The following is a 22,580-nucleotide window of genomic DNA, read 5'->3' as shown; positions in this document are numbered from 1 at the left end:
GCCCGAACCGGTGCGCGCACGACTGGCCGGCATTACGCAGGAGATCGAGGCGCAGGTCGCGCGGGCGCAGCAGACGCTGCAGCAAACGCCCGGCGAAGCCGGCTGCCATTCGGTGGCAGAGCTGGCGACCACCTGCCTCAAGCCGCTGATCGCCGCGGCGTCCAGCACCATTCACGGGGCGGGCGAGAATTCCCCGTCCTATCGCGACGAGAGCCTGCAGGCCGGGGTCGATGCATTGTTCGACTAGTTGTCGCAACGCAGAATGCACTCAATTTCATATTGTATGAGTAGGGTTAATCCCCGGATTCATCAATAAGTGCGGGGACAAAGAGATTCCCGGACCAAGAGATGCCTTTCATGCCGCGCCTGACACTGGTCACTCCGACCTCGCATCCCCCCCTGCCCTGCCCGCTCGCCGATATGCGCGAAATCATCGCCGAACTCCGGGCCGCCCGCGGTGGCACGATGGACGGCCCCGCCATTCTCTGGCTGGTCAATGACCTGATGTTGTGTTGCGAACGGCGCTGCGATGATTTCGGCGACGAAACACCTGCCACCGCCGAAGAGGGTGCTGCCGCCCTGGCGCGCGAGGAATTCCTTGCCCGGCTGACGAAGTTTGCGGACGAGATCCGCCGCTCGAATGGTGAGCTGAGCACGGCCTTCATGCGCTTCCTCGACACGGCACCGGCCGCAATGGGCGATTACACGACCAATTAGGGCCCTCGCGTGCCTGCGGCCTGCGATGGCAGTGCGCGCCAATGCGAACAAAAAACGAACAATTGCACATCACCGGCTTGGGATTACGCGCCATTCAGTCCAGACTATCGGATTGAACGACTCGTAATCTGCAGGCTGGCATGACTTCGCTCTCGATTTCCGACATGGCCCGTCCGGCCCCGCCCTCCCCCTATCTCGAGGGCCTCAATGCCGAACAGCGGCAGGCTGTCGAGGCGCTTGATGGTGCCGTGCTGGTGCTCGCCGGTGCCGGCACCGGCAAGACGCGCGTCCTCACCACCCGCCTCGCCCATATCCTCGCCACCGGCCGTGCGCGGCCATGGGAAATCCTCGCCGTCACCTTCACCAACAAGGCGGCGCGCGAGATGAAGGAGCGGGTCGGCAAGATTATCGGCGAAGCCGTCGAGGGCGTGCCGTGGATGGGAACCTTCCACTCGGTCTCGGCCCAGATATTGCGCCGCCATGCCGAACTCGTCGGTCTGAAATCCGCCTTCACAATCATCGACACCGATGACCAGCTGCGGCTGATGAAACAGATCATCCAGGCCGAGGGCATTGACGAAAAACGCTGGACGCCGCGCCATCTCGCCTCGGTCATCGATGGCTGGAAAAATCGTGGCCTGATGCCCGACCAGCTCGGCGAGGAAGACAAGTACGCCTTCGCCGAAGGCCGCGGCAAAGATCTCTACGCCATGTATCAGGCGCGCCTGAAAGTCCTCAATTGCTGCGATTTCGGCGATCTCCTGCTGCACACGCTCCACATCCTGAAAGACAATCCGGACGTGCTCGCCGAGTATCACCGCAAATTCCGCTATCTTCTGGTCGACGAGTATCAGGATACGAACGTCGCCCAATATATGTGGCTGCGCCTGCTCGCCCGCGGCACCGGAAACCTCTGCTGCGTCGGCGATGACGACCAGTCCATCTATGGCTGGCGCGGCGCCGAGGTCGACAATATCCTGCGCTTCGACAAGGATTTCCCCGGCGCCACCGTGGTGCGGCTGGAGCGAAATTACCGCTCGACCGAACATATCCTGGGCGCCGCCTCCGGCCTGATCTCCGCCAATCGCGACCGGCTCGGCAAGACGCTGTGGACCGACGAAGAAGGCGGCGAGAAAGTCCAGGTGCGCGGCCTGTGGGATGGCGAGGCGGAAGCGCGCTTCGTCGCCGAGGAATGCGAGAACTGGGTCTCGGCCGGCCGCTCCTATGCCGATATCGCCATACTGGTCCGCGCCTCCTGGCAGATGCGCGCCTTTGAAGAACGCTTCATCATGCTCGGCCTGCCCTACAAGGTGATCGGCGGCCCGCGCTTCTTCGAACGCGCCGAAGTGCGTGATGCCCATGCCTATCTGCGCCTGGTGCGCTCGCCGGAAGACGATCTCGCCTTCGAGCGCATCGTCAACACGCCCAAGCGCGGCATTGGCGAGACCAGCGTCCAGAAGATCGCCATGCTGGCGCGCGAGATGGGCGTGCCGATGACCGAGGCGACGCGCATCATGGTCGGCACGGACGAGATCCGCGGCAAGGCGCGCACCAGCCTGCAGGTCTTCCTGCGCGACCTGGCGCGCTGGCGCGAATTGTCGGAAACCAGCCCGCTCAACGAGATGGCCGAGATCATCCTCGACGAGAGCGGCTATACCGCCATGTGGCGTGAGGACAAGACGCCCCAGGCCGCCGGCCGGCTGGAAAACCTCAAGGAGCTGGTCAGCTCCATGGCCGAATGGGACACGCTGGAAGCCTATCTCGAACATGTCGCCCTGGTCACCGATGCCGATCGCGCCGTGAGCGAGGACGAGGTCTCCCTGATGACGCTGCACGGCGCCAAGGGCCTGGAATTCCCGCTCGTCTTCCTGCCCGGCTGGGAAGAGACCGTCTTCCCCTCGCAGCGCTCCCTCGATGAAGGCGGCACCAAATCCCTCGAGGAGGAACGCCGCCTCGCCTATGTCGGCATCACCAGAGCCCGCGAACGCGCCATCATCACCTTCACCGCCAATCGCATGATCTATGGCCGCTGGCAGTCCGTCCTGCCGTCCCGCTTCATCGACGAACTGCCCCACGACCATGTCGAGGCGCGTTCCGAAACCGGCTATTACGAAGGCGGCGGCCCCGGCTTCGAAAACGTGCGCCAGACCGCCGACCCGATGGCCTCGAGCTATTCCAGCCCCGGCTGGAAACGCTACCAGGCCTCAGCCCAGGAAAACCGCCGCACCACCCCGCCCACCATCGACGCCAAGGCCAACCTGATCGAAAGCGGCCCCGTCGGCGGCGGCAGCGGCAAATGGAAAACCGGCGACCGGGTGTTCCATGACAAATTTGGCTATGGGCGCATCAAGACGGCGGACGGGTCGAAGTTGACCGTGGCGTTCGACAAGGCCGGGATCAAGAAGGTGGTGGAGAGTTTTGTGCGGGAGCTGCCTTAGGGGGGCGCTGGCTTCTATTTTTCGCCAAAACCCAAACCCTTGTCATCCCTGACGGATGCCCGGACGCGAAGCGATCCGGGCGGAGATCAGGGACCCAGACCCGGCAGCGCTGATCCAGCTTTCTCTCACTCAAATTTCCACCGCCACGCCGCTGACGCACCAATCATTGGGCGTCTGGGTCCCTGATCTGCGCCCCGCATGCGCGGGGCATCCGTCAGGGATGACAGCAATTGTTTGCTCTACCAGTTTCGCAATTCGAGCGGGGCGACGCTGGCCGGGTCGGTGCCGCCAATGCTGGCATAGAGATCAATCCAGTCCGGATTTTCGCGCTCGATCATCGTCGTTTTCCAGTCGCGCCGCCAACGCTTGATCCGCTTCTCGCGCGTGATGGCTGCATTGATGTCCTCATGCGCTTCCCACCAGACCAGCCGGTCAACGCGATACTTCTTGGTGAAACCCGGCACCTGCGCCGTCTTGTGCTCGAACACCCGCCGCACAAGGTCATTGGTGACGCCGCAATAGAGCGTCCCATGCCGACCCGAGGCGAGCAGGTAGACGAAGTAAAGCATACTGCAATTTTACCGCGCAATTCTTTCCTTGTCATCCCTGACGGATGCCCGGACGCGAAGCGATCCGGGCGGAGATCAGGGACCCAGACCCGGCAGCGATCATCCAGCTTGCTCTCACGCGGATTTCTACCATCCCACTGCTGACGCGCTACCGTCGGGCGTCTGGGTCCCTGATCTTCGGCCCGATCAAGTCGGGCCATCCGTCCGGGATGACAGGGATATGGATTTTGAGGGTATAGGAGCGGCTACCCAACTCACCTATCCCCGCCCTCCAGCTCAAAACTCCGAGGCCCAACAAGCCCCTTCCCCTTCGCTTATCCCCACCCCCGGCAATCACCCCCATAATAGCCCCACGTTCCGCTCCGGACGGTGCACAGAAAGGGGCGGACGGGTGGCGCCGGGAGGGCCTTGATCAGGCCGCCCTTAATTGGCCGGAAGGCCGGGCTTCACCGGGTTGTGGACGGTCCTGAGGGACGCATTCACCAACACATAAACGCTTAACGCCCGAAGGATCGTCCGCAATGCCCGCACCAAGCAGCGGGGGATGTAACCTTTTTGAACCGTGACGCGAACCTGTTGGGGACGGGGTGGAGTGGCCATCCCGCGGCACTGCCTTGCCTGGTGCTGCCCCTGCGTCCGGAGACCCTGATGAAACTGACGATACCCGCCATAGTCCTGTTCACCACCGTGTGTTTTGCCTGCGTCGGCGCGGCCGCCTCGGCGACCGGCCTGATCTTCAATACGCAGCAGGAGATGACCACTGAACGCTCCGAGCCCTTCACCCAGGAACGCTTCGAAGCCGCCCAGGCGGCCGGGCATCCCATTCTGGTCGACATCTCCGCAACATGGTGCCCGACCTGCCGACGTCAGGGCGAAGTGATCGGGCAGATCCTTGATCGCGGCGAGTTTGCCGACCTGGTGATCCTGAAGCTCGACTGGGACGACCAGCGCCAGATTGCGCATTCCTTCGGTGCGCGGCGCCAAAGCACGCTCGTCGTATATCGCGGCACCGACGAAGTCGGCCGGGCGATTGCGATCACCAGCGATGACGCCATCCAGTCCCTGCTGTCACAGGCCTATGTGGACTAAATCACGGATCCGGAGAGTCTAGACCATGGGACCTGAATCCTACGGCCTGGGATTGATAGCCGGCATGCTCTCAATCCTGTCGCCCTGCGTCCTGCCGCTACTGCCCATCGTGTTCGGCACCGCTTCCGACAATCACAAATACGGACCGCTCGCCCTGGCCGCCGGTCTGACCCTGTCCTTCGTGCTGGTCGGACTGTTCGTCGCCACGATCGGCTATTCCATCGGTCTCGATGCCGAATGGATCCGCAAAGCCGGCGGCATCATGCTCGCAGCGGTCGGGATCATCCTGCTCGTTCCGGCGCTGAGCTCCGGCTTCGCGATGGTCACCGCGCCGGCGAGCCGGTGGCTCGATGAGCGGCTCGGCTCGTCCAGCGGCCCGGCCGGTCTGGCGGGACAGTTCTCGATGGGGGTTGTTCTGGGCGCCGTCTGGAGCCCGTGTATCGGGCCGACGCTCGGCGCGGCTTCGCTGCTGGCGGCACAGGGCGAAAGCCTCGGTCAGGTCACACTGGTCATGATCGCCTTCGCCATCGGTGCTGCCATCCCGCTGACCTTTATCGGCATGGCCTCACGCGCCACCCTGGCCCGCTGGCGCGGGAAAATGCTGCAGGCCGGATCGATCGGCAAAATGCTGCTGGGCGGTGTGATGCTGATCGTCGGGATCATGATCATCACCGGTGTCGACAAGGCCATAGAAGCCTGGGCCGTCGAGCACTCGCCCGCTTGGCTGACCTGGCTGACGACCAGCGTGTAAAACCTGGTCCCTGCGGCGCCCCTTGTCCTCGCTTGCGTGGCACGGGCGTCGCAGGCAGTCAGCCCGTCTCGTCTGAGTTCAGGCCCAGACCGGCGCCCCACTCGCTGTAGGTCGAACCCCGGCGCGCCTCGAGCTGCGCCTCGCCCGGCTCGAGATATTCAGGCCCCGGCACCAGGCCGGCGCCATCGACCAGCCGGTTCATGTAATTATAGAGCCCGATGATGGAGATCGCCTCGAACAGGCTCTCCTCGCTCCATCCGGCCTCCAGCACGGCGCGCGATTCCCGGGCCGGGCTCTTGCCGGGTTCGGTGGTGAGCGCGCGGGCGAGCAGCAGGACCGGAACCATTTTCGCATCGATGGGGGCCGCCGCCGGGTCCTCCAGCATGGTCTCGAAGACATCGGCATCAATGCCGAAGGCCCGGGCCATCAGCGTGTGGGCGCCATAGCAGAAGGCACAGGCATTGGTGCCGGACACGAAGGCGGCGATGAGTTCGCGCTCGGCGATGGAGAATTGCGAAGGCGAGCGCAACAGCGCGTCATGCAGGGCCAGCAGCGGGCCGACGCCCTTGGGAAAGCGCTTGAAGACATCACTGAGATGCGCGTTCTCAGGCAGAGACGGGAAATTCGACATCAATTGGGCCCCTGGGCAGCTGGCAGGAGCGCATTCTCCGCAAGCCAGGCCAGACAATCAATCTCGCTGCTGAAAGCGCGCGCAGGAAAACCGGCCCGGAAGAGGGCCTTGGTCATGAACATGGCGTGGCTGAGCTGGGCTGGCCGGTGCAGGACAATGAAGATCGTCTGGGGCGGTAGCGCGCCAATGAAATGGTCCGCGACATCGCCGAATTGCTGCACGTCCTGCAGCATCACACACTCGTTCCAGTCGAGAATGAGGGCGCGGAATCCGCGCGCTGTCACGAAGGCGGAGATCGCCCCGGCATTCTTCAGGCTGACTTCAAATCCGTTATCGCCAAAAAGCCGCACCCGGGCGACCTGGCCACCATCAATCACTTCCAGCGCCATCGATAAGGGCTGCATATCCTGTCCTTGTCTGGCGTGCCGCCGCTGCGGCCGGAAACGCCGAAAGCGAGGCCATCCGGATCGATGCGGGAGGCGGGGCGCAAAGGTGCGCGCGTCTCACGGGCCCGCGTCCAAAGGGGGGGGGGACAAGGCGGGTCAATCTGATCAGGATGGCCTCTTGCAGCGCGGTGCCCTGGGGGGAGCAGTCCGCGCAGCATCTCGAATTTACGGGCGTTCGATCGGGGTCAGGGATCCGTTGCCGTAGGGCGTTTCGATCGACTCGCAAGTGCCGGCGGGGACATTGCTCCAGGCATTGCCCTGGTAATCGACGGTCGAGGTACCGGCGCAGGTGGTTCCCGGCCCGGCAGCGCAATCATTTTCGCCGGCCAGTGCAACACCATAACAATGCTCGGTATCGGCGATCGTCACGGTCATGGTCGCATTTGCGGCGGCGGCGGAGAGGGCCAGCGCCAGGGCGGACGCGGCGACGGTTGCGATTTTCGTTTGCGTTTTCATAGTTCACCTTTGCTTGATAATCGGGTTGTGATCATTGCCATCGCGCCGACCACATGCTCCATTTCGCGCGGTCGGGACAAAAGGTTACATCCCGCCAAAAAACCATCGCCACAGTGCGAGATGTAACCTTCTGACGTCCACGGGCGAACTCTCTTCAAGAAGGACAGACATGATTGCGTCCGAGACCGAGCTGCGCGCGATGATGATCGCGAGCCAGGAAGGCAATGCGCCCGTATACCGGCGCCTGCTCACGGCCCTGCGCCCCCGGCTGGACGTTTTCTACCGGCGGCGGGTCAGCGATGGTTCGGCGGCGGAAGACCTGGTCCAGGAGACGTTGATGGCAATGCATATCAAGCGCGACACCTATGATCCCGGCCAGCCGTTTACGGCCTGGGTCTACGGGATCGCGCGCTACAAGCTGATCGATTACTACCGGCGCAACCGCAAGCACCAATCGGTACCGCTGGACGGGCTGGAGGAATTTCTCGGCGAGGCCGATCACGGCTTTGCCGCAGCCGATGCGCGCATGGATCTCGGCCGCATGATGCAGGACCTGCCCGCGGCCCAGTCGCGCGCTGTCCAGCTGACCAAGGTCGAGGAACTCTCGGTCGCCGAAGCCGCCGAGCAGACCGCGTCCGGCATTTCTGCGGTAAAGGTCAATGTACATCGCGGACTGAAAACCCTGATCGCCCGGTTTCAGAAATCGGAGGAGAAAAATGTCTGATCCACTGATTGAATCCCTCGCCGCCGACCTGAAGCCGGTCAACCGGCACCGGGTCGGACGCCGCCTGACGCTGTGCCTGCTCGCCGGCCTCGCCCTCGGCGCGGCGGTCTTCTGGCTGTTGCCGGGACTGACACTCCGCGCCGACCTCGCCGATGCGATCCACGGCACCAGCTTCTGGGTGAAAGCCGGCTTCACCGGCCTGCTGGCCCTTATCGGCTATCTCTCCCTGCGCCAGCTGAGCCGCCCCGGCGGCACGGCGCGCGCCGCGGTGCGTCTCCCCCTCGCTGTCTGGCTGGGGCTTGCCCTGATCGCGGCCATCAGCGTGGTGATCACCCCGGTGGAAAGCTGGACCGGCTGGATTGTGCGGCCCACCGCGCTGCGCTGTGTTATCGATATCGTGCTGATCTCGCTGCCGATCATCGCCGTGCTTTTCTTCGCTGTCCGCCAGGGCGCCCCGACAAGGCTGGCCATGGCCGGCTGGGCCAGCGGCCTGGCTGCCGGAGGCATCGGCGCAACGATCTACGGCATGGGCTGCCCGGAATCCTCAATCGGCTTTCTCGCCGCCTGGTATGCTCTGGGGATCGCCCTGAGCGGCCTGATCGGCGCCATCGCCGGACGCCATCTGCTGCGCTGGTAGAGAGCTACGCCCGGGAGATGGTCTGGCGCGTGGCCCTCTTGAATTTCCCACCCCGCCGGTCCAAACCCGCGCCACACCAGCCAAGGACATCCCCATGAGCACGATCTGGCGCCTGACCGCCTTTGCCGATTTCAAGACACTGGGCGATGCCGTCGAACGGCTGGATGAGGCCTATCCGCCGATAGCCTTGTCCTGGCTGCTGTTCGACGAAGGCGATGCGGCGCGGATGGATGTGTTGTTCGAGGCGCGTCCCGACGAGGCCGCCTTCCGCGCGGCCTCGGGCCTCGCCGGCAATACCGCCATCACCGTCGAGCCGATGCCGGACGAGGACTGGGTGCGGATTTCACTAGAAGGCCTCAAGCCGGTTGATGCCGGACGTTTCGTGCTGTTTGGCGCCCATGACCGCGAGGCGGTGGCGCCGGGCCAGATCGGGATCGAGATCGAGGCCGGGCCGGCTTTCGGAACCGGCCATCACGGCACCACGCGCGGCTGCCTGATTGCGTTTGATGAAATGCTCGATGCGGGCTTCAACCCGAAGACCGTGTTCGATCTCGGTTGCGGCACGGCGGCCCTTGCCATCGCAGCGGCCAAGGTCCTGCCCGATGCGGAAATCCTTGCCTCGGACATTGACCCGGAAGCGGTCGAGGAGAGCGCCGAGAATTGCGCCAAGAACGGCACGCCGGGGATTGATTGCTTCGTCGCCGAGGGGCTCGACCATCCGAAACTGGCCGGGCGCGAGTTCGAGCTGATCTTCGCCAATATCCTTGCCGGCCCGCTGGTCGAGCTGGCCCCGGGCATCGCCGCGGCGCTGGCACCGGGCGGACGGGTCATCCTGTCCGGTCTGCTGACGGAACAGGCGGGCTGGGTGAGTGACGCCTATCGCGTCACCGGCCTCAATATCCAGCGCCGTACGCCGCTGGAAGGCTGGGAAACCCTGGTGGCGACGAAAGCGTGACGCGTCCCCCGCAAGCGGGGGACGACAATTATTTGCGGCGGGCCTTGAGACCACAGGCCGACAGGAAGCCGTCGACATCATGATTGCGGGCGCGGACCCGCACGCCGGCGCGTTCGCGCGAGCGGTCGAGGGTGCGTGAAAAGCTGTCGCAGCCATTGAGGCGCAGGACTTCATCCATCATCGAATACATTGGAAATTCTCTCATTCTTGCGCCACGGCGCGGTCAGTCGTTGGCGAGCGTTTGCGCCGCTTTGGCGCCAGTGTGGAGGCCCGTTGCTGCAGGGCCGCCCTGCGCAAATGCATGCCGCCGATGACAGGCATTGAAACCCGTCGCCGTCGGGCCTAGCTTGCCCCAATGACCCAGATGATCTCCCAGACTTTCGACGTAAAGGGCGGCTTTCACTATGGCCGCGACAATGTTCCCAAGCTGCGCGCAGAGCTGAAAAAGCTCGGCCTCGATGGCTTTCTCGTCCCGCATGAGGACGAGTATGACAACGAGTATCTGCCCGATTGCAATGAGCGCCTGCTCTGGATTGCCGGTTTCTCCGGCTCCGCCGGCGCCGCCATCGTGATGGCCGACCGCGCCGCAATCTTTGTCGATGGCCGCTATACCGGCCAGGTCCGGCAGCAGGCCGACCCGGAGATTTTCGATTATTGCGACCTGGTGAACCAGGGCATGTATGGCTGGATCGAGGAACACGGCAAGCCGGGCGAGAAGATCGGCTATGACGCCCGCCTGCACAGCCCTGCCGCTCTGGACCTGCTCAAGACCGCCGCGATGCGGGCCAAGGTCGAGCTGGTACCGGTCGAGACCAATCCGATCGATCTGGCCTGGACCGACCGTCCGGCCGCACCGATGGCGAAGATCAACCCGCAACCGCTCGAGTTTGCCGGCGAGGACCACACCTCCAAGCGCCACCGCATCGGTGTTGCCATCGAACGCGGCGGCGCCGATGCCGCCGTCATCACGGCCCCGCCCTCGATCGCCTGGCTGTTCAATATCCGTGGCGGCGATGTCTCGCGCTCGCCTCTGCCCCTCTCCTCCGCGATCATCAACAAGGACGGCACCGCGACCCTGTTTGTCGCCCCGGAGAAGATCACCGACGAGACCCGCAGCCATCTCGGCAACCAGGTCGCCCTGCGCCCCGAGACCGAGTTCGAGGCCGGCCTGTCCGAGCTGAAGGGCAAGACCGTCCGCGTCGATCCCTCGACCGCTTCGGCCTGGGTGCTGGAACGGCTCGGTGCCGGCGGGGCCAGCGTGCAGAAGCTGGAAGACCCGGTGATGCGGCCCAAGGCGACCAAGAATGCCGCCGAGATCGAAGGCTCACGCCAGGCGCATATCCGCGACGGCGCCGCCATCGTCAAATTCCTGCACTGGCTCGACACCACGGCCCAGACCGGCGAGGTCGATGAAATCATCGCCGCGCGCAAGCTGGAAGCCATCCGCAAGACCCTGCCGGAACTGCGCGACCTGTCCTTCGACACGATTTCAGGCGCCCAGGCCAATGGCGCCTTCGCGCACTACCGGGTCTCGGAAGCCAGCAATCTCAAGCTCGTGCCCGGCTCGCTCTATCTCGTGGATAGTGGCGGCCAGTATCCCGACGGCACCACCGACATCACCCGCACCGTGCCGATCGGCCAGCCGACGGCCGAGATGCGCACCCAGTTCACCCGCGTCCTCAAGGGCCATATCGCCCTGGCGCGCGTGCGCTTCCCCAAGGGGACGACGGGCACCCAGCTCGACATCCTGGCGCGCCTGCCGCTTTGGGAAGCCGGCTTTGACTATGATCACGGCACCGGCCACGGCGTCGGCGCCTTCCTCGGCGTGCATGAAGGCCCGCAACGCATCGCCAAATCGCCCAATGCGGTAGCTCTTGAGCCCGGCATGATCCTGTCCAACGAGCCCGGCTTCTACAAGGAAGGCGGCTATGGCATCCGGATCGAGAACCTGCAATTCGTCACCGAGGCAGAGATGATCGAGGGCGGCGAACGGCCGATGCTCGGCTTTGAAAGCCTGACCATGGCGCCGATCCATCGCGGCCTGATCGATGTCACCGCCCTGACCCCGGCGGAAATGGAATGGCTGGACGCCTATCACGCCGAAGTGCGCGAACGCATCGCGCCACTGGTCGGGGGTGAAACGGCGGCCTGGCTGCACCGCGCGACCGAGCCGCTTGCCGGCGCCACACCCTAGTGTCGCGCTTCGCCATCGTCCTTGCGGCACTGATCCTGAGCGGCTGTTTCTATTCGGAACGGCCGCTGATCACCCGCCGTGCGGCGGAATTCCCGATCGCCAATGGCGTCTATACCCACACGCCCTATCTGACCGACGGCACGCCCTTCGACCAGCCGATGTGGCGCGGCGAAGTGCGCCGGCGCGGTGCCAGTTATCATTCCGAAGTGGTCGACTTTCCGCACGACAATGTTCGCCTGCGCGAACTGGCGCCGGGCATTTACGCCGCCATGAAGCCCGATGATGACAACTGGGTCTATGGCCTGGTGTGGATCTATCCCGACGGGATCATCACCTATCACCAGCCCGCCTGCAGCGAGCTCGAACAGGCCCTGCTCGACGATTACGACATTACCCAGGCCGAGGGCGAAGCAGGCTATTGCAAGGTCAATGACTGGGACCGGCTGAGCGGGATATTGCTGAGCTATCTCGAGGCCGTGGGCGAGCCGCGGATTGACGGGGTGTACCGGCTGGTGAGCGAACCCGAATAGCTGCCACGCACTCCCTCTCCGCGATGAGAGGATCCGGTAAATCCCGGCTGGGAGAGTTTGCAGACGGCACCGCCGCCCACCTGCTCCGTTCTGGCCGAAACGCTGCCCGCCACCTGGGCACCAGGCGATTGCGCCCTGGCTTCGTCGCGCCTCTACACCCGGCGCGGTCTTCGCGCGGTGGGCCCGGTGCAGGCTTGGTATCCACGGCCCGCCAGACGCCCGGGAACGATGCGAAGCCGTTGGCACGCCTCGTAGAAACACCCATCGCCATGGGATTTTCCGATCTCACCGGCGACAAGCCCGCAGACACGGGCATCGTCTTCGGCACGGTGATGGTTGAATTCGAACTGGAACCGGGCTGCCAGGAGGTTCAGCTTGACGCGGTCCATGTCCGGGAAAGCCGCCTTGGCCGCATTCATCGTGCACAGGTATTCGAGCTGCGGATATTGAAGGCCATAATGCTCGCACGTATGGCGGATGACGCTCATGTCGAACGAGGCATTGTGCGCAACGACCAGCGAGCCGCCAATGATCGCCGTGAGCTGATCCAGTATCTCCCGGAAGTCGGGCGCATCCTCCACATCAGACGGACGGATACCGTGAATGCCGATATTGAAGGAGCTGAACCGCATTTCCGGAGGGCGGATCAGGAATTCCTGCGAATTGACCAGATCGCGCCCCTCGAACACCGCGATCCCGACGGAGCATGGACTGCCTCGCTGCTCATTTGCGGTTTCGAAGTCGATCGCCACCATTCTCATTGAGCCATTCCCCGAATGCCCTGGACGCCACTCGGCAGTGTGGCCCGTTCGGCCTTCGGGACAAGCTCGTTTTCGGAGAAAAGCAGGGACTCCTCGTCCTCAGGAAGCTGTGCCCTCGCAGAAGGCAGAGCCGGTGAAGCCGTAGCGCTCACCCCTCCCCGATCAGGGTGAACCACTCGTCCTCACTGATCATCTCCACCCCCAGCTCGGCCGCCTTCTTCGCCTTCGAACCGGCACCGGGCCCGGTCACCACCAGATCCGTCTTGGCCGAAACCGACCCGGCCACCTTGGCGCCGAGCGATTGTGCCTTGGCCTTGGCCTCGTCTCGCGTCATGCGTTCCAGCGCGCCGGTGAAGACCACCGTCTTGCCGGCCACCGGGCTGTCACTGGCGACGGCCTGCGCATCCTCGATGGTGAGCTGTTCCACCAGGCGCGCCAGCAGATCGCGATTATGCGGCTCGGAGAAATACTGGTCGAGCGCTTCGACAACGGTTTCGCCAATGCCGTCAATGCCCAGCATTTCCGCTCGCACGGTCTCGTCGGAGAGGTTTTGCGCCGCTGCGCTGAACGCATCCCAGCTGCCATAGGTGCGCGCCAGCAGGGTCGAGGTGTTCTCGCCGACATGCCTGATCCCGAGCGCATTCAACAGCCGTGACAGGGCAATCGTGCGCCGGCTTTCAATCGCGGCGAAGAGATTATTGGCACTGGTCTCGCCCCAGCCTTCGCGCTCCTGGATCGGCGGGATGATTTCGCCCGCCTCATTGCGCGCCTTGAGGGTGAAGATGTGGGACGGCTCGGTGATCAGGCCCTCATCATGGAAGGCCTCGATCTGCCTGGCGCCGAGGCCCTCGATATCGAAGGCCTTGCGGCTGACGAAATGGCGCAGCCGCTCCTTGATCTGGGCGGCGCAAATCAGCCCGCCGGTGCAGCGGCGCACGACATCAAGCTTGCCGGTCTTCTCGTCATGCTCGCGCACGGCATGGCTGCCGCAGACAGGACAGGTCGTCGGAAACTCGAAGGGCTCGCCCCGCCCCGGCCTCTCGGCATCGACCGCGCGCACGATCTGGGGAATGACGTCGCCGGCGCGCTGGATCACGACCGTGTCGCCGACGCGCACATCCTTGCGGGCGATCTCGTCCTCATTGTGCAGCGTCGCATTGGAGACGACGACACCGCCGACGGTGACCGGTTTCAGCCGCGCTACCGGCGTGAGCGAGCCGGTGCGGCCGACCTGGATGTCGATGCCCTCGAGCACGGTGGTCGCCTGTTCCGCGGGGAATTTATGGGCGATGGCCCAGCGCGGTGCACGAGCAACCTGGCCGAGGCGGGCCTGCCAGTCGAGCCGGTCGACCTTGTAAACGACACCGTCGATATCATAGCCCAGGCTGGCGCGCCTGGCCTCGATATCGCGATAGACGGCAAGCAGGGCCTCGACGCTGTCACAGCGCTGCATCAGCGGGTTCACCGAAAAACCCCAGTCGGCAAAGCGCCTAACGGCTTCCATCTGGGTCGCCGCCAGAGGCTCGCTCAGCTCTCCCCAGGCATAGGCGAAGAATTTCAGCGGCCGCTGGGCCGTCATCTTCGGATCGATCTGGCGCAGGGAGCCAGCGGCGGCATTGCGCGGATTCTTGTAGGCGGGCTTGCCGGCGGCCTCCTGGCGCTCATTGAGTGCCGCGAAATCGGCATGGCTCATATAGACCTCGCCGCGCACCTCAACCACTTCAGGCCAGTTCGAGCCCGGCAGGGTTTGCGGGATGTCCTTGAGGGTGCGGATATTGGCGGTGACGTCCTCGCCGGTCGTGCCATCGCCGCGCGTCGCGGCCGAGACAAGCTGGCCCTTCACATAGCGCAGGTTGGCCGAGAGCCCGTCAATCTTGGGCTCGGCGGTGATGGCCACCGGCTCGTCATCGGACAGGCCGAGAAAACGGCGCACGCGGCCGACGAAATCGGCGACATCCTCATCATTGAAGGCATTGCCCAGCGAGAGCATCGGCACGGCATGGGTGATCTCGCCGAACTTGCCCGAGGGTGCGGCGCCGACGCGCTGGGTCGGGCTGAACAGGTCGATCAGTTGCGGAAAGCGCGCCTCGATTGCCTCGAGCCGCTGGCGCAGCGCGTCATAGACGGCATCCGACACCTTGGGCGCATCGTTTTGGTAATAGGCCTTGTCATGGCGGCTGATTTCACGCGCCAGCCGCGCATGCTCTGCATTCGCCTCGGCCTCGCTGAGAGACCCGACATCTTTCAAAGCACTCATTCCCGACCCCGAACCCCGGCCCCGAATCGAATACGGGCACGATCACAAGCCGGCACAATAGCATTGCGGGCGCCCGGTTCGACCGTCATTCACCGATCAAGCTGCCGCCAGGCCCGCCAGCCCCTGTGGACCTCCAGCCCGACTGACAGGGCAAGGACGGAAATCGCCAGGCCGATGGCGGTCCGGTAAATCAGCATGGAAATGCAGAACAGGATCGAGTTGCAGCTGTGCACAAGCGGCGAGGCACGGATCCCGAACACTTCCATGAAATCGAGCAAGGCACCGCGCCCCGTCTGATCAATGGCGAACAGGAACAAGTCCTTCATCCCGACAGGGGCGACCGTCGAGAAGGTGCGCAGGATGAAACCGGAATCCAGCTGCGACTCCCCGCTCATGATCAGGGTGATCACGAACGGGGCGGCGAGGATCAGGATCGGCAATTGCACCAGGGCGCGGCGGCGGAACCTGATATCGTTCACGCAGCGACGCAGCACCTGCAGGGAGCGCAGCAGAAGCAGTGCCGGCGCGAGCGCCAGCAGGTAGATCAACAGGCCACTATTCATTTTCAACCCGCCGGGCCATGTCATCCCCCCGCTTCACCAGCCGAGAGAAACCCGAGGCCCCTGCCCGCCGCCGATATCTCACTCTTCAGCCCCGTCGCCCGCAAATCGCGGCGTATAGCCCTCATTGATGCGCCAGAAATTGAGGTCCAGATGTTCCAGCGGCCGTTCCGGGTCGCCCGGTTCAGCCCCGGTGCGCATGGTGATGGCGATGTCGGAGAGCACACCGGGATGCAGCCGGAAGTGATTGTGACGGGCTTCACCGCGGGCATCGTCGACGAGGATGAAGTGAACGGAATCCACGCCCTGGAATACGGATCGCGACTCGGCCGAAAGCTGTTCCGGTCCCAGAGAGCCAAAGCGGACACCGCCAAACAGCCAGCCCGAGACGCCCAGGGCATCGTCACTCCGGTTGAGATAGACGTCAATCTGGCCAAAGCCGATGCCAAACATTTCCGCCACCAGGCGCTGCTCCATCACGCCCAGGTCAATGTCCGGCGCTGCCAGGATCAGAGTGTTGATGCGATAGGTATTCAGCATCGACAGGCCAGCGCCCCGCGACTCGATCAGCAGCTCACGGAGCGCAGTCGTCGCGATCGAGGCGCCGCGGCTGTGCGCGATCAGGACCACCTTGTCGACATCCTCGTTCGCCGCGATCAGGCGCAGCGTTTCCTTGAGGTGGAAGACCGAGAACTCACCGTCCTGGGTGTCTCCGAAGTAGCTGAGCACATTCGGCTCCCCCGTCGGCCAGCTGAACAGGACGGGCAGACCGTCCCAGCCGGACGCCGCCCACAATTCCAGCAGGGAGAAGGCACCGCGTTCAAAGCTGTTGTTGAAGCCGTGCACGAACAGCACGACCTTCCCGGTGCCCCGTGCGGCGAGTTCGTCAGACAGGGCGCGACTGAAATCCCGGCGCGCGGTCTGGTCGGCCAGGATGGCCGCCCGGTCGCGGCGCATGGCGCCGCCCTGAAGCGAGAACGGCATCGGTGTGCCGGGAAAGCGGACCGTTTCGACAATATCGGCGAGCTCATATCGCGGCGCGCGACTGGACCGGTCCGTGCCGGACATATAGCCGGAATAGGCCGCGGCCGACATATTGGTCACGTCGATCCGGAGGGAGCCGAAGGCCATCGAGCTGGACCTGTCCGTCCCGTATCCCTCGCCGACAGCCGGCGCGCGGTCGGTGACATAGAGGAGTGTCGGCAGCGCCGTTTGCGAGGCGATGCCCGTCTCGGACCCGGCCTCTGCCGCGCGTGTCCAGGGGTTCGGTGACACCGCGCCTGGATAGGGATGCGCACAGGCACCGAGCGTGAAGAGCAGGAAAATCAGACTGAAACGGTTCATTTGGGCCTCTGGCAGCGCCTGCCCCGGCGATACTCACCGCTGGGCAGCTGCTACGGGCCTAACAGAAGCACCTGCGAGACAGAAGCTCGAAACGGGAAAGCGCGAAGATGTGATCCGCCGTGATCTCGAACCGGGCCACTGCGCCTGGCCTGGCTAGGCCTGAACCGCCATCAACTGGTCGGCCTGCGCCCGTGCCGCGTCGGTGACTTCGGCGCCGGAGAGCATGCGGGCGATTTCCTCGCGGCGTGCCTCGCCATCGAGCTGGAGCAGAACGGTGCGGACGCCGCCCTTGCCATCATCTTCCTTGACGATCTTCCAGTGATGATCGGCCAGGGCAGCGACTTGCGGGCTATGGGTGACCACAAGGGTCTGACCGGTCTTGGCGAGGCGTTTCAGCCGCCGCCCGACCGCATCGGCGACAGCGCCGCCGACACCCTGATCAACCTCGTCGAACACCAGCACACGGCCATCATCATCGCCCGCCAGGGCGACCTTGAGTGCCAGGCCGAAGCGGGAGAGTTCGCCGCCGGAGGCGATCTTGTCGAGGGCACCAAAGGGCGCGCCCGGATTGGTCGAGACCTCGAAGCGGACCGTGTCGCAGCCTTCGGGCCCGCCGTGCTCGGCATCGGTGACCAGGGCGACACGGAACTGGGCCTTGTCCATTTTCAGCGGTGGCAATTCGGAAGCGACGGCGGTGGCCAGCTTTTGCGCCGCCTTGTCGCGTGAGCGCGTCAGGGCGCCCGCCGCATCGCGATAGAGAGCCTCGGCCGCCTGCACACTCTTTTCAGCCTCGGCGATACGCTCACCGGCATTCTCGATGGCATCGAGCTGGTTGGCGAAGCGGATATGCAGAGCCGGCAATTCATCGACATCAACCTCGTGCTTGCGCGCCAGCGCCCGCAGCGCAAACAGGCGCTCCTCGACGCTTTCCAGCTGACCCGGCTCGATCTCGAAAGCCCGAGCCGCATCGGTCAGGGCGTCGCCGGCCTCGGTAAACTCGATCAGGGCGCGGTCGATCGCGGCTGCGGCCCGATCCAGCGCGTCGCCGGCAGCCCCGCCGGCCTCACCGATCTGGTCGCGCACCCGCTCCAGCCCGCGCACCGCGAGATTGAGCCGGCCCTCAAGCCCGCCGCCATCCCCGGCCAGTGCATCCTGGGCCTCCTGCAGATCGCCCAGCGCCCGTTCCGCGCCCATCAGGAATTGCCGTTCCTCGGCCAGGGCCGCTTCCTCACCGGCGCGTGGCTGCAGCTTGTCGATCTCTCCCAGGGCATGGCGCAGGAAGTCCTGCTCCTCGGTCGAGGCCGAATGGGCACGCACCAGCTCGTCCAGGCTGGAGCGCGCCTGCGCCAGGGTCGCCCACGCCTTGCGGCAGGCATCCCGGAGCGGCGCATTGCCGGCATAGGCATCCAGCTGGCTGCGGTGGGTTTTCGGATCGAGCAGGCCGCGGCCATCATGCTGGCCATGCACTTCGACGAGGACATCGCCGAGGCTGCGTAACAGGCCGACACTGGCGGGCTGATCATTAATATGGGCACGGCTGCGGCCATCCTCGGCCAGACGGCGGCGCAGGATCAGCGCCTCGCCGGGCTCGATCACCAGACCGGCCTCCTCGAGCAGGGCCCAGGCCGGATGACCGGGTGCGAGATCGAATTCGGCGGTGGCGGAAGCCTCTTCAGTGCCGGCACGCACAAGACCGCGTTCGGCGCGCTCGCCTGCCGCCAGGCCCAGGGCGCCGAGCAGAATGGATTTCCCCGCGCCGGTCTCGCCCGTCAGGGCACACAGACCCCGGTCGAAGCCGGCGTCGAGACTGTCGATAAGGACAACATTCCGGATCGAGAGCGATTGCAGCATTCAGAGCGATCGCACCTCCTGCCCAAACTAGCCGAAGATGCGCTGCATGGCGCGGTCAATGAAGGACGGATCGCGCTGGTCGATACCTTCCTCGATCGCAATCCCCTCACGGGTCAGCAGATCATAGCTGCTCTGGTACCAGTCGCTGCCCGGGAAGTTGTAGCCGAGCACCGAAGCTACCTGGGTCGCTTCGCTGTCCAGGCCGAGGGAGACATAGGCCTCGACCAGACGGTGCAGCGCTTCGGGCACATGCGAGGTGGTGCCGTAATCGCGGATCACGTTCTGGAACCGGTTGATTGCGGCGAGATGGTAATTGCGGCGCAGATACCAGCGGCCGATATCCATTTCCTTGCCGGCGAGGTGGTCGCGCGTCATGTCGATCTTCAGCCGCGCATCGGTGGCGTAGCGGCTCTCGGGATAGCGGCGCACCACCTGTTGCAGCGCATCGAGCGCCTGCTGGGTGATTTGCTGGTCACGGCCGACATCGACGATCTGTTCGAAATAGCTGATGGCGATCAGATAATAGGCGTAGGGCGCGCTGCGATTGCCCGGGTGCAGCGAGATGAAGCGCTGGGCGTCGGAGACGGCCTCGTCATACTTGTTGGCCTGGTAATTCGCAAAGGCCGCCATCAGCATCGAGCGGCGGGCCCATTCGGAATAGGGATGCTGGCGCTCGACCTCGTCGAACTGGGCGGCGGCGAGCTGGTACTGGCCCCGCTCCATCGTTGCGAACGCATCGGCATAAATCGACTCTGCCGGACGCTCGACATAAGCCACCGAGGTGTCCGGTCCACCCGCGCAGGCAGCGACGAGAAGGGACAGGAATACAGTCGGCAGCAAACGCGACAAAAAGGTCATATTGAACACGGCTCAACAGCTAGGGCGATCGAATGACCGCCGGTCCAGAAATGCTTGTAGCGGATCATGCGCCGCGACAAAAGAGCCGCGTCAGGTCAACCGCCGCAATATCAGGAGTTGGCCATCGCCACGTCGTGCTGGCAAGCGTCACGCACTGTAACCATTTTCCAGGACGACTTGTCAGCGAGCAATGCGCGCAGCGCCAGATTATTGATCGCATGGCCCGGACGCTGGGCGTGGTAACGGCCGATAATCGGCGCGCCGGCAAGGTAAAGATCGCCCAGCGCATCGAGCGCCTTGTGGCGCGCAAACTCGTCGTCGAAGCGCAGGCCTTCCGGATTGGCCACGCCGTCATCGTCAAGCACGACAGCATTGTCCATCGATCCGCCGCGAGCCAGGCCAGCAGCAAGCAGCGCGTCGAGATCCTTGCGGAAACCGAAGGTCCGGGCGGCTGCAATGTCGGTGGAGAAGATTTCAGGCGTCACTTCGAACACGCAGGACTGATTGCCCACAGCGCTGTGTTCGAAATTGATCTCGACCTCGATCATCGACTTGAGCGCCGGCAGGAAGCTGGCGCGGCGGCCTTCTGATTCGATCACCACAGGCTTGAGAACCTGGATGGCGCGGCGCGGCGCGGCGAGTTGTTTCAGACCGACCTGGTTGACCAGATCGACAAAGGGGGCCGAAGAGCCATCCATCACCGGCAGTTCCGGCCCGTCGATTTCCACGATCGCATCGTCGACACCGAGGCCGGCCAGGGCCGCCATCAGGTGTTCGACCGTCGCAACCGAAACGCCGGCCGCGTTGGCGATCGTCGTACCCAGACGCACGGCCGCAACACTGTCGGCGCGCGCTTCGATGCGATTGTCACGATCGGTGATGTCGGAACGGACGAAGCAGATCCCGGCGCCGGTCGAAGCCGGCTTCAGCACGAGGCGCACACGCTCCCCGGTATGGAGACCAATGCCTGCGCACACTACAGGTGCCGCCAATGTTTGCCGGTAAATCACAACACAACGCCGTCTTTTCTGGTTCAACAATCAGCGACTTGCGTCGCCCCTCGCCTGCACAGAACGACATGCGGCGTCATCATTCAACTAAAGCTTTGTTGCGGTTTGTTACGGCAAACCGGCCCTAGTTGGCCTGACGGCGCAGGAAGGCTGGAATTTCCAGATCGCCCTCGTCCACACTTTCGCCGAACAGATCGCCGCTCGACATGCGAGTCGTTGATTGTACGCCGGTATTGCGGGTTGTCGGAGCAGCCTTCGGTGCCGGTTCCGCCGGTTTGCGGCGACGTCCGAACAGGGAGAAACCACCGCGCTTGGGTTCTTCCGGAGCAGCCGGAGCTGCACGGGACGGGCTTTCGGTCGCACGGCGCTGTTCATAGCGCGCATTCAGCGTTGCGGCTTCCTCGGCCAGGCGCGCCTGGTCGACACGGACCTGCGGGGTCTGGGCGGCGGCGAGATGCGTGTCAGCAGCTTCCGCAACATAAGGGTCGTGATCAGAGTCGTCCGAGGTGCGGGCGACAGCCTCGCTCAGTTCCTCGGCACCGACGGCCATCGGCAGGGCTTCGGTCTGGGCTTCGCGCGGCGTTTCAAAACGCTCGACGGGCTCAGGCTTGGCTTCGGCAGCAACGCGTCCGGGACGATCCGAATTGGTGCGCTTCCAGGGCAGGATGGCATCATTGGGCGTGCGCTCGGCAGGCGCAGCGGTGCCGCGCAGGCGCGAACGCGGATCAACCACGGCGGCTTCAGCCTCGATACCGGTAGCGACCACGGAAACCCGCATCGAGCCTTCCATGTTTTCGTCAAAGGTCGAGCCGACAATGATATTGGCTTCCGGATCGACTTCGGAACGGATCTCGTTGGCGGCTTCATCGACTTCATACAGCGTCATGTCATAGCCGCCGGTGATGTTGATCAGCACGCCGGTCGCACCGCGCATCGAGACGTCGTCGAGCAGTGGATTGGAAATGGCTGCCTGGGCGGCCTCGATGGCGCGCTTTTCGCCAGAGGCTTCGCCGGTCCCCATCATCGCCTTGCCCATTTCGTTCATCACGGAACGGACATCGGCGAAGTCGAGATTGATCAGGCCGGGCATCACCATCAGGTCGGTAATGCCGCGGACGCCGGAATGCAGCACCTGGTCAGCCATGGAGAAGGCTTCGGCGAAGGTGGTTTTCTCGGTCGCGATGCGGAAGAGATTCTGGTTCGGGATCACGATCAGCGTATCGACATGATCCTGCAGCTGGCCGATGCCGGCCTCTGCGAGTTTCATGCGGCGCGTGCCCTCGAAGTGGAAGGGCTTGGTGATCACACCGACGGTGAGGATTCCCATTTCCCGGGCCGCGCGCGCCACAACGGGTGCTGCGCCGGTACCGGTACCGCCACCCATGCCGGCGGTGATGAAGACCATGTGGGCACCAGCCAGATGCTCGCGAATTTCGTCGATCGAATCTTCCGCCGATTGCTCGCCGACTTCCGGACGGGCACCGGCGCCGAGGCCCTCGGTGATCGCAGCGCCCATCTGGACGCGCTTTTCAGCCTGCGACCGGGTCAGCGCCTGGGCGTCGGTATTGGCGACGACGAAGTCGACCCCTTCGAGCTTGGCCTCGATCATGTTGTTGACGGCATTGCCGCCGGCACCGCCGACACCAAACACAACAATGCGAGGCCGCAATTCGGTCGTTTCAGGAATGGAGAGATTCAACGTCATGCGAGACCTCGTGGCCGGCTGGTGCGGGTAATAATCGATTCACCATGAAGTTTCCTCCCGCGACGCTTAAGCGAGAGTTAAGCACCCCGACATTTCG

22 protein-coding genes and 1 pseudogene are annotated in these 22,580 nt (G+C 64.2%); 10 read left to right on the top strand and 13 right to left on the bottom strand.

Annotated features, from left to right (window positions below; genetic code table 11):
- The 3 genes and pseudogenes from ACN0YF_RS10610 to ACN0YF_RS10600 all read left to right on the top strand — a co-directional run.
- Nucleotides 1–247, top strand: a pseudogene (locus ACN0YF_RS10610) (hypothetical protein); the annotation flags it as partial.
- A 110-nt stretch (nt 248–357) separates the two neighbouring features.
- Nucleotides 358–717: a hypothetical protein gene (locus tag ACN0YF_RS10605; RefSeq protein WP_417482254.1), complete on the top strand. Its 360-nt coding sequence runs from the start codon at nt 358–360 to the stop codon at nt 715–717.
- 140 nt (nt 718–857) lie between these two features.
- Complete coding sequence (locus tag ACN0YF_RS10600) at nt 858–3,155, top strand: ATP-dependent helicase (protein ID WP_417494357.1); 2,298 nt, start codon at nt 858–860, stop codon at nt 3,153–3,155.
- Between the two features lie 239 nt (nt 3,156–3,394).
- Here ACN0YF_RS10600 and ACN0YF_RS10595 read toward each other — a convergent pair whose 3' ends face one another.
- Nucleotides 3,395–3,724: a GIY-YIG nuclease family protein gene (locus ACN0YF_RS10595; RefSeq protein ID WP_417494356.1), complete on the bottom strand. Its 330-nt coding sequence runs from the start codon at nt 3,722–3,724 to the stop codon at nt 3,395–3,397.
- A 648-nt stretch (nt 3,725–4,372) separates the two neighbouring features.
- Between ACN0YF_RS10595 and ACN0YF_RS10590 the strand changes: the two genes are divergently transcribed.
- Together ACN0YF_RS10590 and ACN0YF_RS10585 are read left to right on the top strand one after the other, a co-directional pair.
- Entirely contained in the window at nt 4,373–4,813 is a 441-nt protein-coding gene (locus ACN0YF_RS10590) for a thioredoxin family protein (protein ID WP_417494355.1), read from the top strand.
- 25 nt (nt 4,814–4,838) lie between these two features.
- The gene (locus tag ACN0YF_RS10585) at nt 4,839–5,564 is read left to right on the top strand and encodes a cytochrome c biogenesis CcdA family protein (RefSeq protein WP_417494354.1); all 726 of its coding nucleotides are present in this window, start codon (nt 4,839–4,841) and stop codon (nt 5,562–5,564) included.
- 58 nt (nt 5,565–5,622) lie between these two features.
- On the opposite strand, the gene ACN0YF_RS10580 is transcribed toward ACN0YF_RS10585, so the two are convergent.
- From ACN0YF_RS10580 to ACN0YF_RS10570, 3 genes are all read right to left on the bottom strand, one after another.
- A complete protein-coding gene (locus ACN0YF_RS10580) occupies nt 5,623–6,195 on the bottom strand; it encodes a carboxymuconolactone decarboxylase family protein (protein WP_417494353.1) in 573 nt (190 codons plus the stop codon).
- Nucleotides 6,195–6,599: a hypothetical protein gene (locus ACN0YF_RS10575; protein WP_417494352.1), complete on the bottom strand. Its 405-nt coding sequence runs from the start codon at nt 6,597–6,599 to the stop codon at nt 6,195–6,197. Before ACN0YF_RS10575 ends, ACN0YF_RS10580 begins: the two co-directional genes overlap by 1 nt.
- A gap of 207 nt (nt 6,600–6,806) precedes the next feature.
- Entirely contained in the window at nt 6,807–7,097 is a 291-nt protein-coding gene (locus tag ACN0YF_RS10570) for a DUF2282 domain-containing protein (RefSeq protein ID WP_417494351.1), read from the bottom strand.
- A gap of 169 nt (nt 7,098–7,266) precedes the next feature.
- Here ACN0YF_RS10570 and ACN0YF_RS10565 point away from each other — a divergent pair, with 169 nt between their 5' ends.
- From ACN0YF_RS10565 to ACN0YF_RS10555, 3 genes are all read left to right on the top strand, one after another.
- Nucleotides 7,267–7,821 (top strand): sigma-70 family RNA polymerase sigma factor, encoded by a 555-nt coding sequence (locus tag ACN0YF_RS10565; protein ID WP_417494350.1) that lies wholly within the window; start codon nt 7,267–7,269, stop codon nt 7,819–7,821.
- On the top strand, nt 7,814–8,458 hold the full coding sequence (locus ACN0YF_RS10560) for an NrsF family protein (protein WP_417494349.1): 645 nt from the start codon (nt 7,814–7,816) through the stop codon (nt 8,456–8,458). The genes ACN0YF_RS10565 and ACN0YF_RS10560 overlap by 8 nt, the downstream gene beginning before the upstream one ends.
- Before the next feature lie 94 nt (nt 8,459–8,552).
- Nucleotides 8,553–9,413 (top strand): 50S ribosomal protein L11 methyltransferase, encoded by an 861-nt coding sequence (locus tag ACN0YF_RS10555; protein ID WP_417494348.1) that lies wholly within the window; start codon nt 8,553–8,555, stop codon nt 9,411–9,413.
- 28 nt (nt 9,414–9,441) lie between these two features.
- Here the strand turns inward: ACN0YF_RS10555 and ACN0YF_RS10550 are convergent, their stop codons facing one another.
- Nucleotides 9,442–9,618 (bottom strand): hypothetical protein, encoded by a 177-nt coding sequence (locus ACN0YF_RS10550; protein ID WP_417482259.1) that lies wholly within the window; start codon nt 9,616–9,618, stop codon nt 9,442–9,444.
- Between the two features lie 150 nt (nt 9,619–9,768).
- On the opposite strand from ACN0YF_RS10550, the gene ACN0YF_RS10545 reads away from it, so the two are divergent.
- Together ACN0YF_RS10545 and ACN0YF_RS10540 are read left to right on the top strand one after the other, a co-directional pair.
- Nucleotides 9,769–11,607: an aminopeptidase P family protein gene (locus ACN0YF_RS10545; RefSeq protein WP_417494347.1), complete on the top strand. Its 1,839-nt coding sequence runs from the start codon at nt 9,769–9,771 to the stop codon at nt 11,605–11,607.
- Nucleotides 11,607–12,137, top strand: coding sequence for a hypothetical protein (locus ACN0YF_RS10540; RefSeq protein ID WP_417482261.1), 531 nt, complete (start codon nt 11,607–11,609; stop codon nt 12,135–12,137). Before ACN0YF_RS10545 ends, ACN0YF_RS10540 begins: the two co-directional genes overlap by 1 nt.
- A gap of 152 nt (nt 12,138–12,289) precedes the next feature.
- On the opposite strand, the gene ACN0YF_RS10535 is transcribed toward ACN0YF_RS10540, so the two are convergent.
- The 8 genes from ACN0YF_RS10535 to ftsZ form a co-directional block, all read right to left on the bottom strand.
- Nucleotides 12,290–12,898 carry a 3'-5' exonuclease gene (locus ACN0YF_RS10535; protein ID WP_417494346.1) on the bottom strand — a complete coding sequence of 203 codons (609 nt, stop codon included), beginning with the start codon at nt 12,896–12,898 and terminating at the stop codon, nt 12,290–12,292.
- Between the two features lie 148 nt (nt 12,899–13,046).
- Nucleotides 13,047–15,155, bottom strand: coding sequence for an NAD-dependent DNA ligase LigA (ligA, locus tag ACN0YF_RS10530; RefSeq protein ID WP_417494345.1), 2,109 nt, complete (start codon nt 15,153–15,155; stop codon nt 13,047–13,049).
- A gap of 89 nt (nt 15,156–15,244) precedes the next feature.
- Nucleotides 15,245–15,718: a hypothetical protein gene (locus ACN0YF_RS10525; protein WP_417494344.1), complete on the bottom strand. Its 474-nt coding sequence runs from the start codon at nt 15,716–15,718 to the stop codon at nt 15,245–15,247.
- A 78-nt stretch (nt 15,719–15,796) separates the two neighbouring features.
- The gene (locus tag ACN0YF_RS10520; RefSeq protein ID WP_417494343.1) at nt 15,797–17,059 is read right to left on the bottom strand and encodes an alpha/beta hydrolase; all 1,263 of its coding nucleotides are present in this window, start codon (nt 17,057–17,059) and stop codon (nt 15,797–15,799) included.
- Between the two features lie 153 nt (nt 17,060–17,212).
- Nucleotides 17,213–18,910 (bottom strand): DNA repair protein RecN, encoded by a 1,698-nt coding sequence (gene recN / locus ACN0YF_RS10515; RefSeq protein ID WP_417494342.1) that lies wholly within the window; start codon nt 18,908–18,910, stop codon nt 17,213–17,215.
- Between the two features lie 27 nt (nt 18,911–18,937).
- Nucleotides 18,938–19,768, bottom strand: a complete 831-nt coding sequence (locus ACN0YF_RS10510) for an outer membrane protein assembly factor BamD (RefSeq protein ID WP_417482265.1) — start codon at nt 19,766–19,768, stop codon at nt 18,938–18,940.
- Between the two features lie 110 nt (nt 19,769–19,878).
- Nucleotides 19,879–20,778, bottom strand: coding sequence for a UDP-3-O-acyl-N-acetylglucosamine deacetylase (gene lpxC, locus ACN0YF_RS10505; RefSeq protein ID WP_417494341.1), 900 nt, complete (start codon nt 20,776–20,778; stop codon nt 19,879–19,881).
- A gap of 124 nt (nt 20,779–20,902) precedes the next feature.
- The gene (gene ftsZ / locus ACN0YF_RS10500; RefSeq protein WP_417494340.1) at nt 20,903–22,483 is read right to left on the bottom strand and encodes a cell division protein FtsZ; all 1,581 of its coding nucleotides are present in this window, start codon (nt 22,481–22,483) and stop codon (nt 20,903–20,905) included.
- Nucleotides 22,484–22,580 lie beyond the last annotated feature (97 nt).

The organism is Maricaulis sp. (assembly GCF_048270265.1).
Taxonomy (GTDB): Bacteria; Pseudomonadota; Alphaproteobacteria; order Caulobacterales; family Maricaulaceae; genus Maricaulis.
The sequence above is the reverse complement of the archived record's forward strand: the minus strand, read 5'-3'. Positions and strand labels throughout refer to the sequence as shown.

What these genes read in the sequence shown, in the direction of transcription:
- ligA (WP_417494345.1), bottom strand. Translation starts at nt 15,155, where the DNA reads ATGAGTGCTTTGAAAGATGTCGGGTCTCTCAGCGAGGCCGAGGCGAAT.
- ACN0YF_RS10525 (WP_417494344.1), bottom strand. Translation starts at nt 15,718, where the DNA reads ATGAATAGTGGCCTGTTGATCTACCTGCTGGCGCTCGCGCCGGCACTG.
- ftsZ (WP_417494340.1), bottom strand. Translation starts at nt 22,483, where the DNA reads ATGACGTTGAATCTCTCCATTCCTGAAACGACCGAATTGCGGCCTCGC.
- ACN0YF_RS10535 (WP_417494346.1), bottom strand. Translation starts at nt 12,898, where the DNA reads ATGAGAATGGTGGCGATCGACTTCGAAACCGCAAATGAGCAGCGAGGC.
- ACN0YF_RS10565 (WP_417494350.1), top strand. Translation starts at nt 7,267, where the DNA reads ATGATTGCGTCCGAGACCGAGCTGCGCGCGATGATGATCGCGAGCCAG.
- ACN0YF_RS10605 (WP_417482254.1), top strand. Translation starts at nt 358, where the DNA reads ATGCCGCGCCTGACACTGGTCACTCCGACCTCGCATCCCCCCCTGCCC.
- ACN0YF_RS10570 (WP_417494351.1), bottom strand. Translation starts at nt 7,097, where the DNA reads ATGAAAACGCAAACGAAAATCGCAACCGTCGCCGCGTCCGCCCTGGCG.
- ACN0YF_RS10595 (WP_417494356.1), bottom strand. Translation starts at nt 3,724, where the DNA reads ATGCTTTACTTCGTCTACCTGCTCGCCTCGGGTCGGCATGGGACGCTC.
- ACN0YF_RS10580 (WP_417494353.1), bottom strand. Translation starts at nt 6,195, where the DNA reads ATGTCGAATTTCCCGTCTCTGCCTGAGAACGCGCATCTCAGTGATGTC.
- ACN0YF_RS10510 (WP_417482265.1), bottom strand. Translation starts at nt 19,768, where the DNA reads ATGACCTTTTTGTCGCGTTTGCTGCCGACTGTATTCCTGTCCCTTCTC.
- ACN0YF_RS10600 (WP_417494357.1), top strand. Translation starts at nt 858, where the DNA reads ATGACTTCGCTCTCGATTTCCGACATGGCCCGTCCGGCCCCGCCCTCC.
- ACN0YF_RS10560 (WP_417494349.1), top strand. Translation starts at nt 7,814, where the DNA reads ATGTCTGATCCACTGATTGAATCCCTCGCCGCCGACCTGAAGCCGGTC.
- ACN0YF_RS10520 (WP_417494343.1), bottom strand. Translation starts at nt 17,059, where the DNA reads ATGAACCGTTTCAGTCTGATTTTCCTGCTCTTCACGCTCGGTGCCTGT.
- recN (WP_417494342.1), bottom strand. Translation starts at nt 18,910, where the DNA reads ATGCTGCAATCGCTCTCGATCCGGAATGTTGTCCTTATCGACAGTCTC.
- ACN0YF_RS10550 (WP_417482259.1), bottom strand. Translation starts at nt 9,618, where the DNA reads ATGAGAGAATTTCCAATGTATTCGATGATGGATGAAGTCCTGCGCCTC.
- ACN0YF_RS10555 (WP_417494348.1), top strand. Translation starts at nt 8,553, where the DNA reads ATGAGCACGATCTGGCGCCTGACCGCCTTTGCCGATTTCAAGACACTG.
- ACN0YF_RS10545 (WP_417494347.1), top strand. Translation starts at nt 9,769, where the DNA reads ATGACCCAGATGATCTCCCAGACTTTCGACGTAAAGGGCGGCTTTCAC.
- ACN0YF_RS10590 (WP_417494355.1), top strand. Translation starts at nt 4,373, where the DNA reads ATGAAACTGACGATACCCGCCATAGTCCTGTTCACCACCGTGTGTTTT.
- ACN0YF_RS10575 (WP_417494352.1), bottom strand. Translation starts at nt 6,599, where the DNA reads ATGCAGCCCTTATCGATGGCGCTGGAAGTGATTGATGGTGGCCAGGTC.
- ACN0YF_RS10585 (WP_417494354.1), top strand. Translation starts at nt 4,839, where the DNA reads ATGGGACCTGAATCCTACGGCCTGGGATTGATAGCCGGCATGCTCTCA.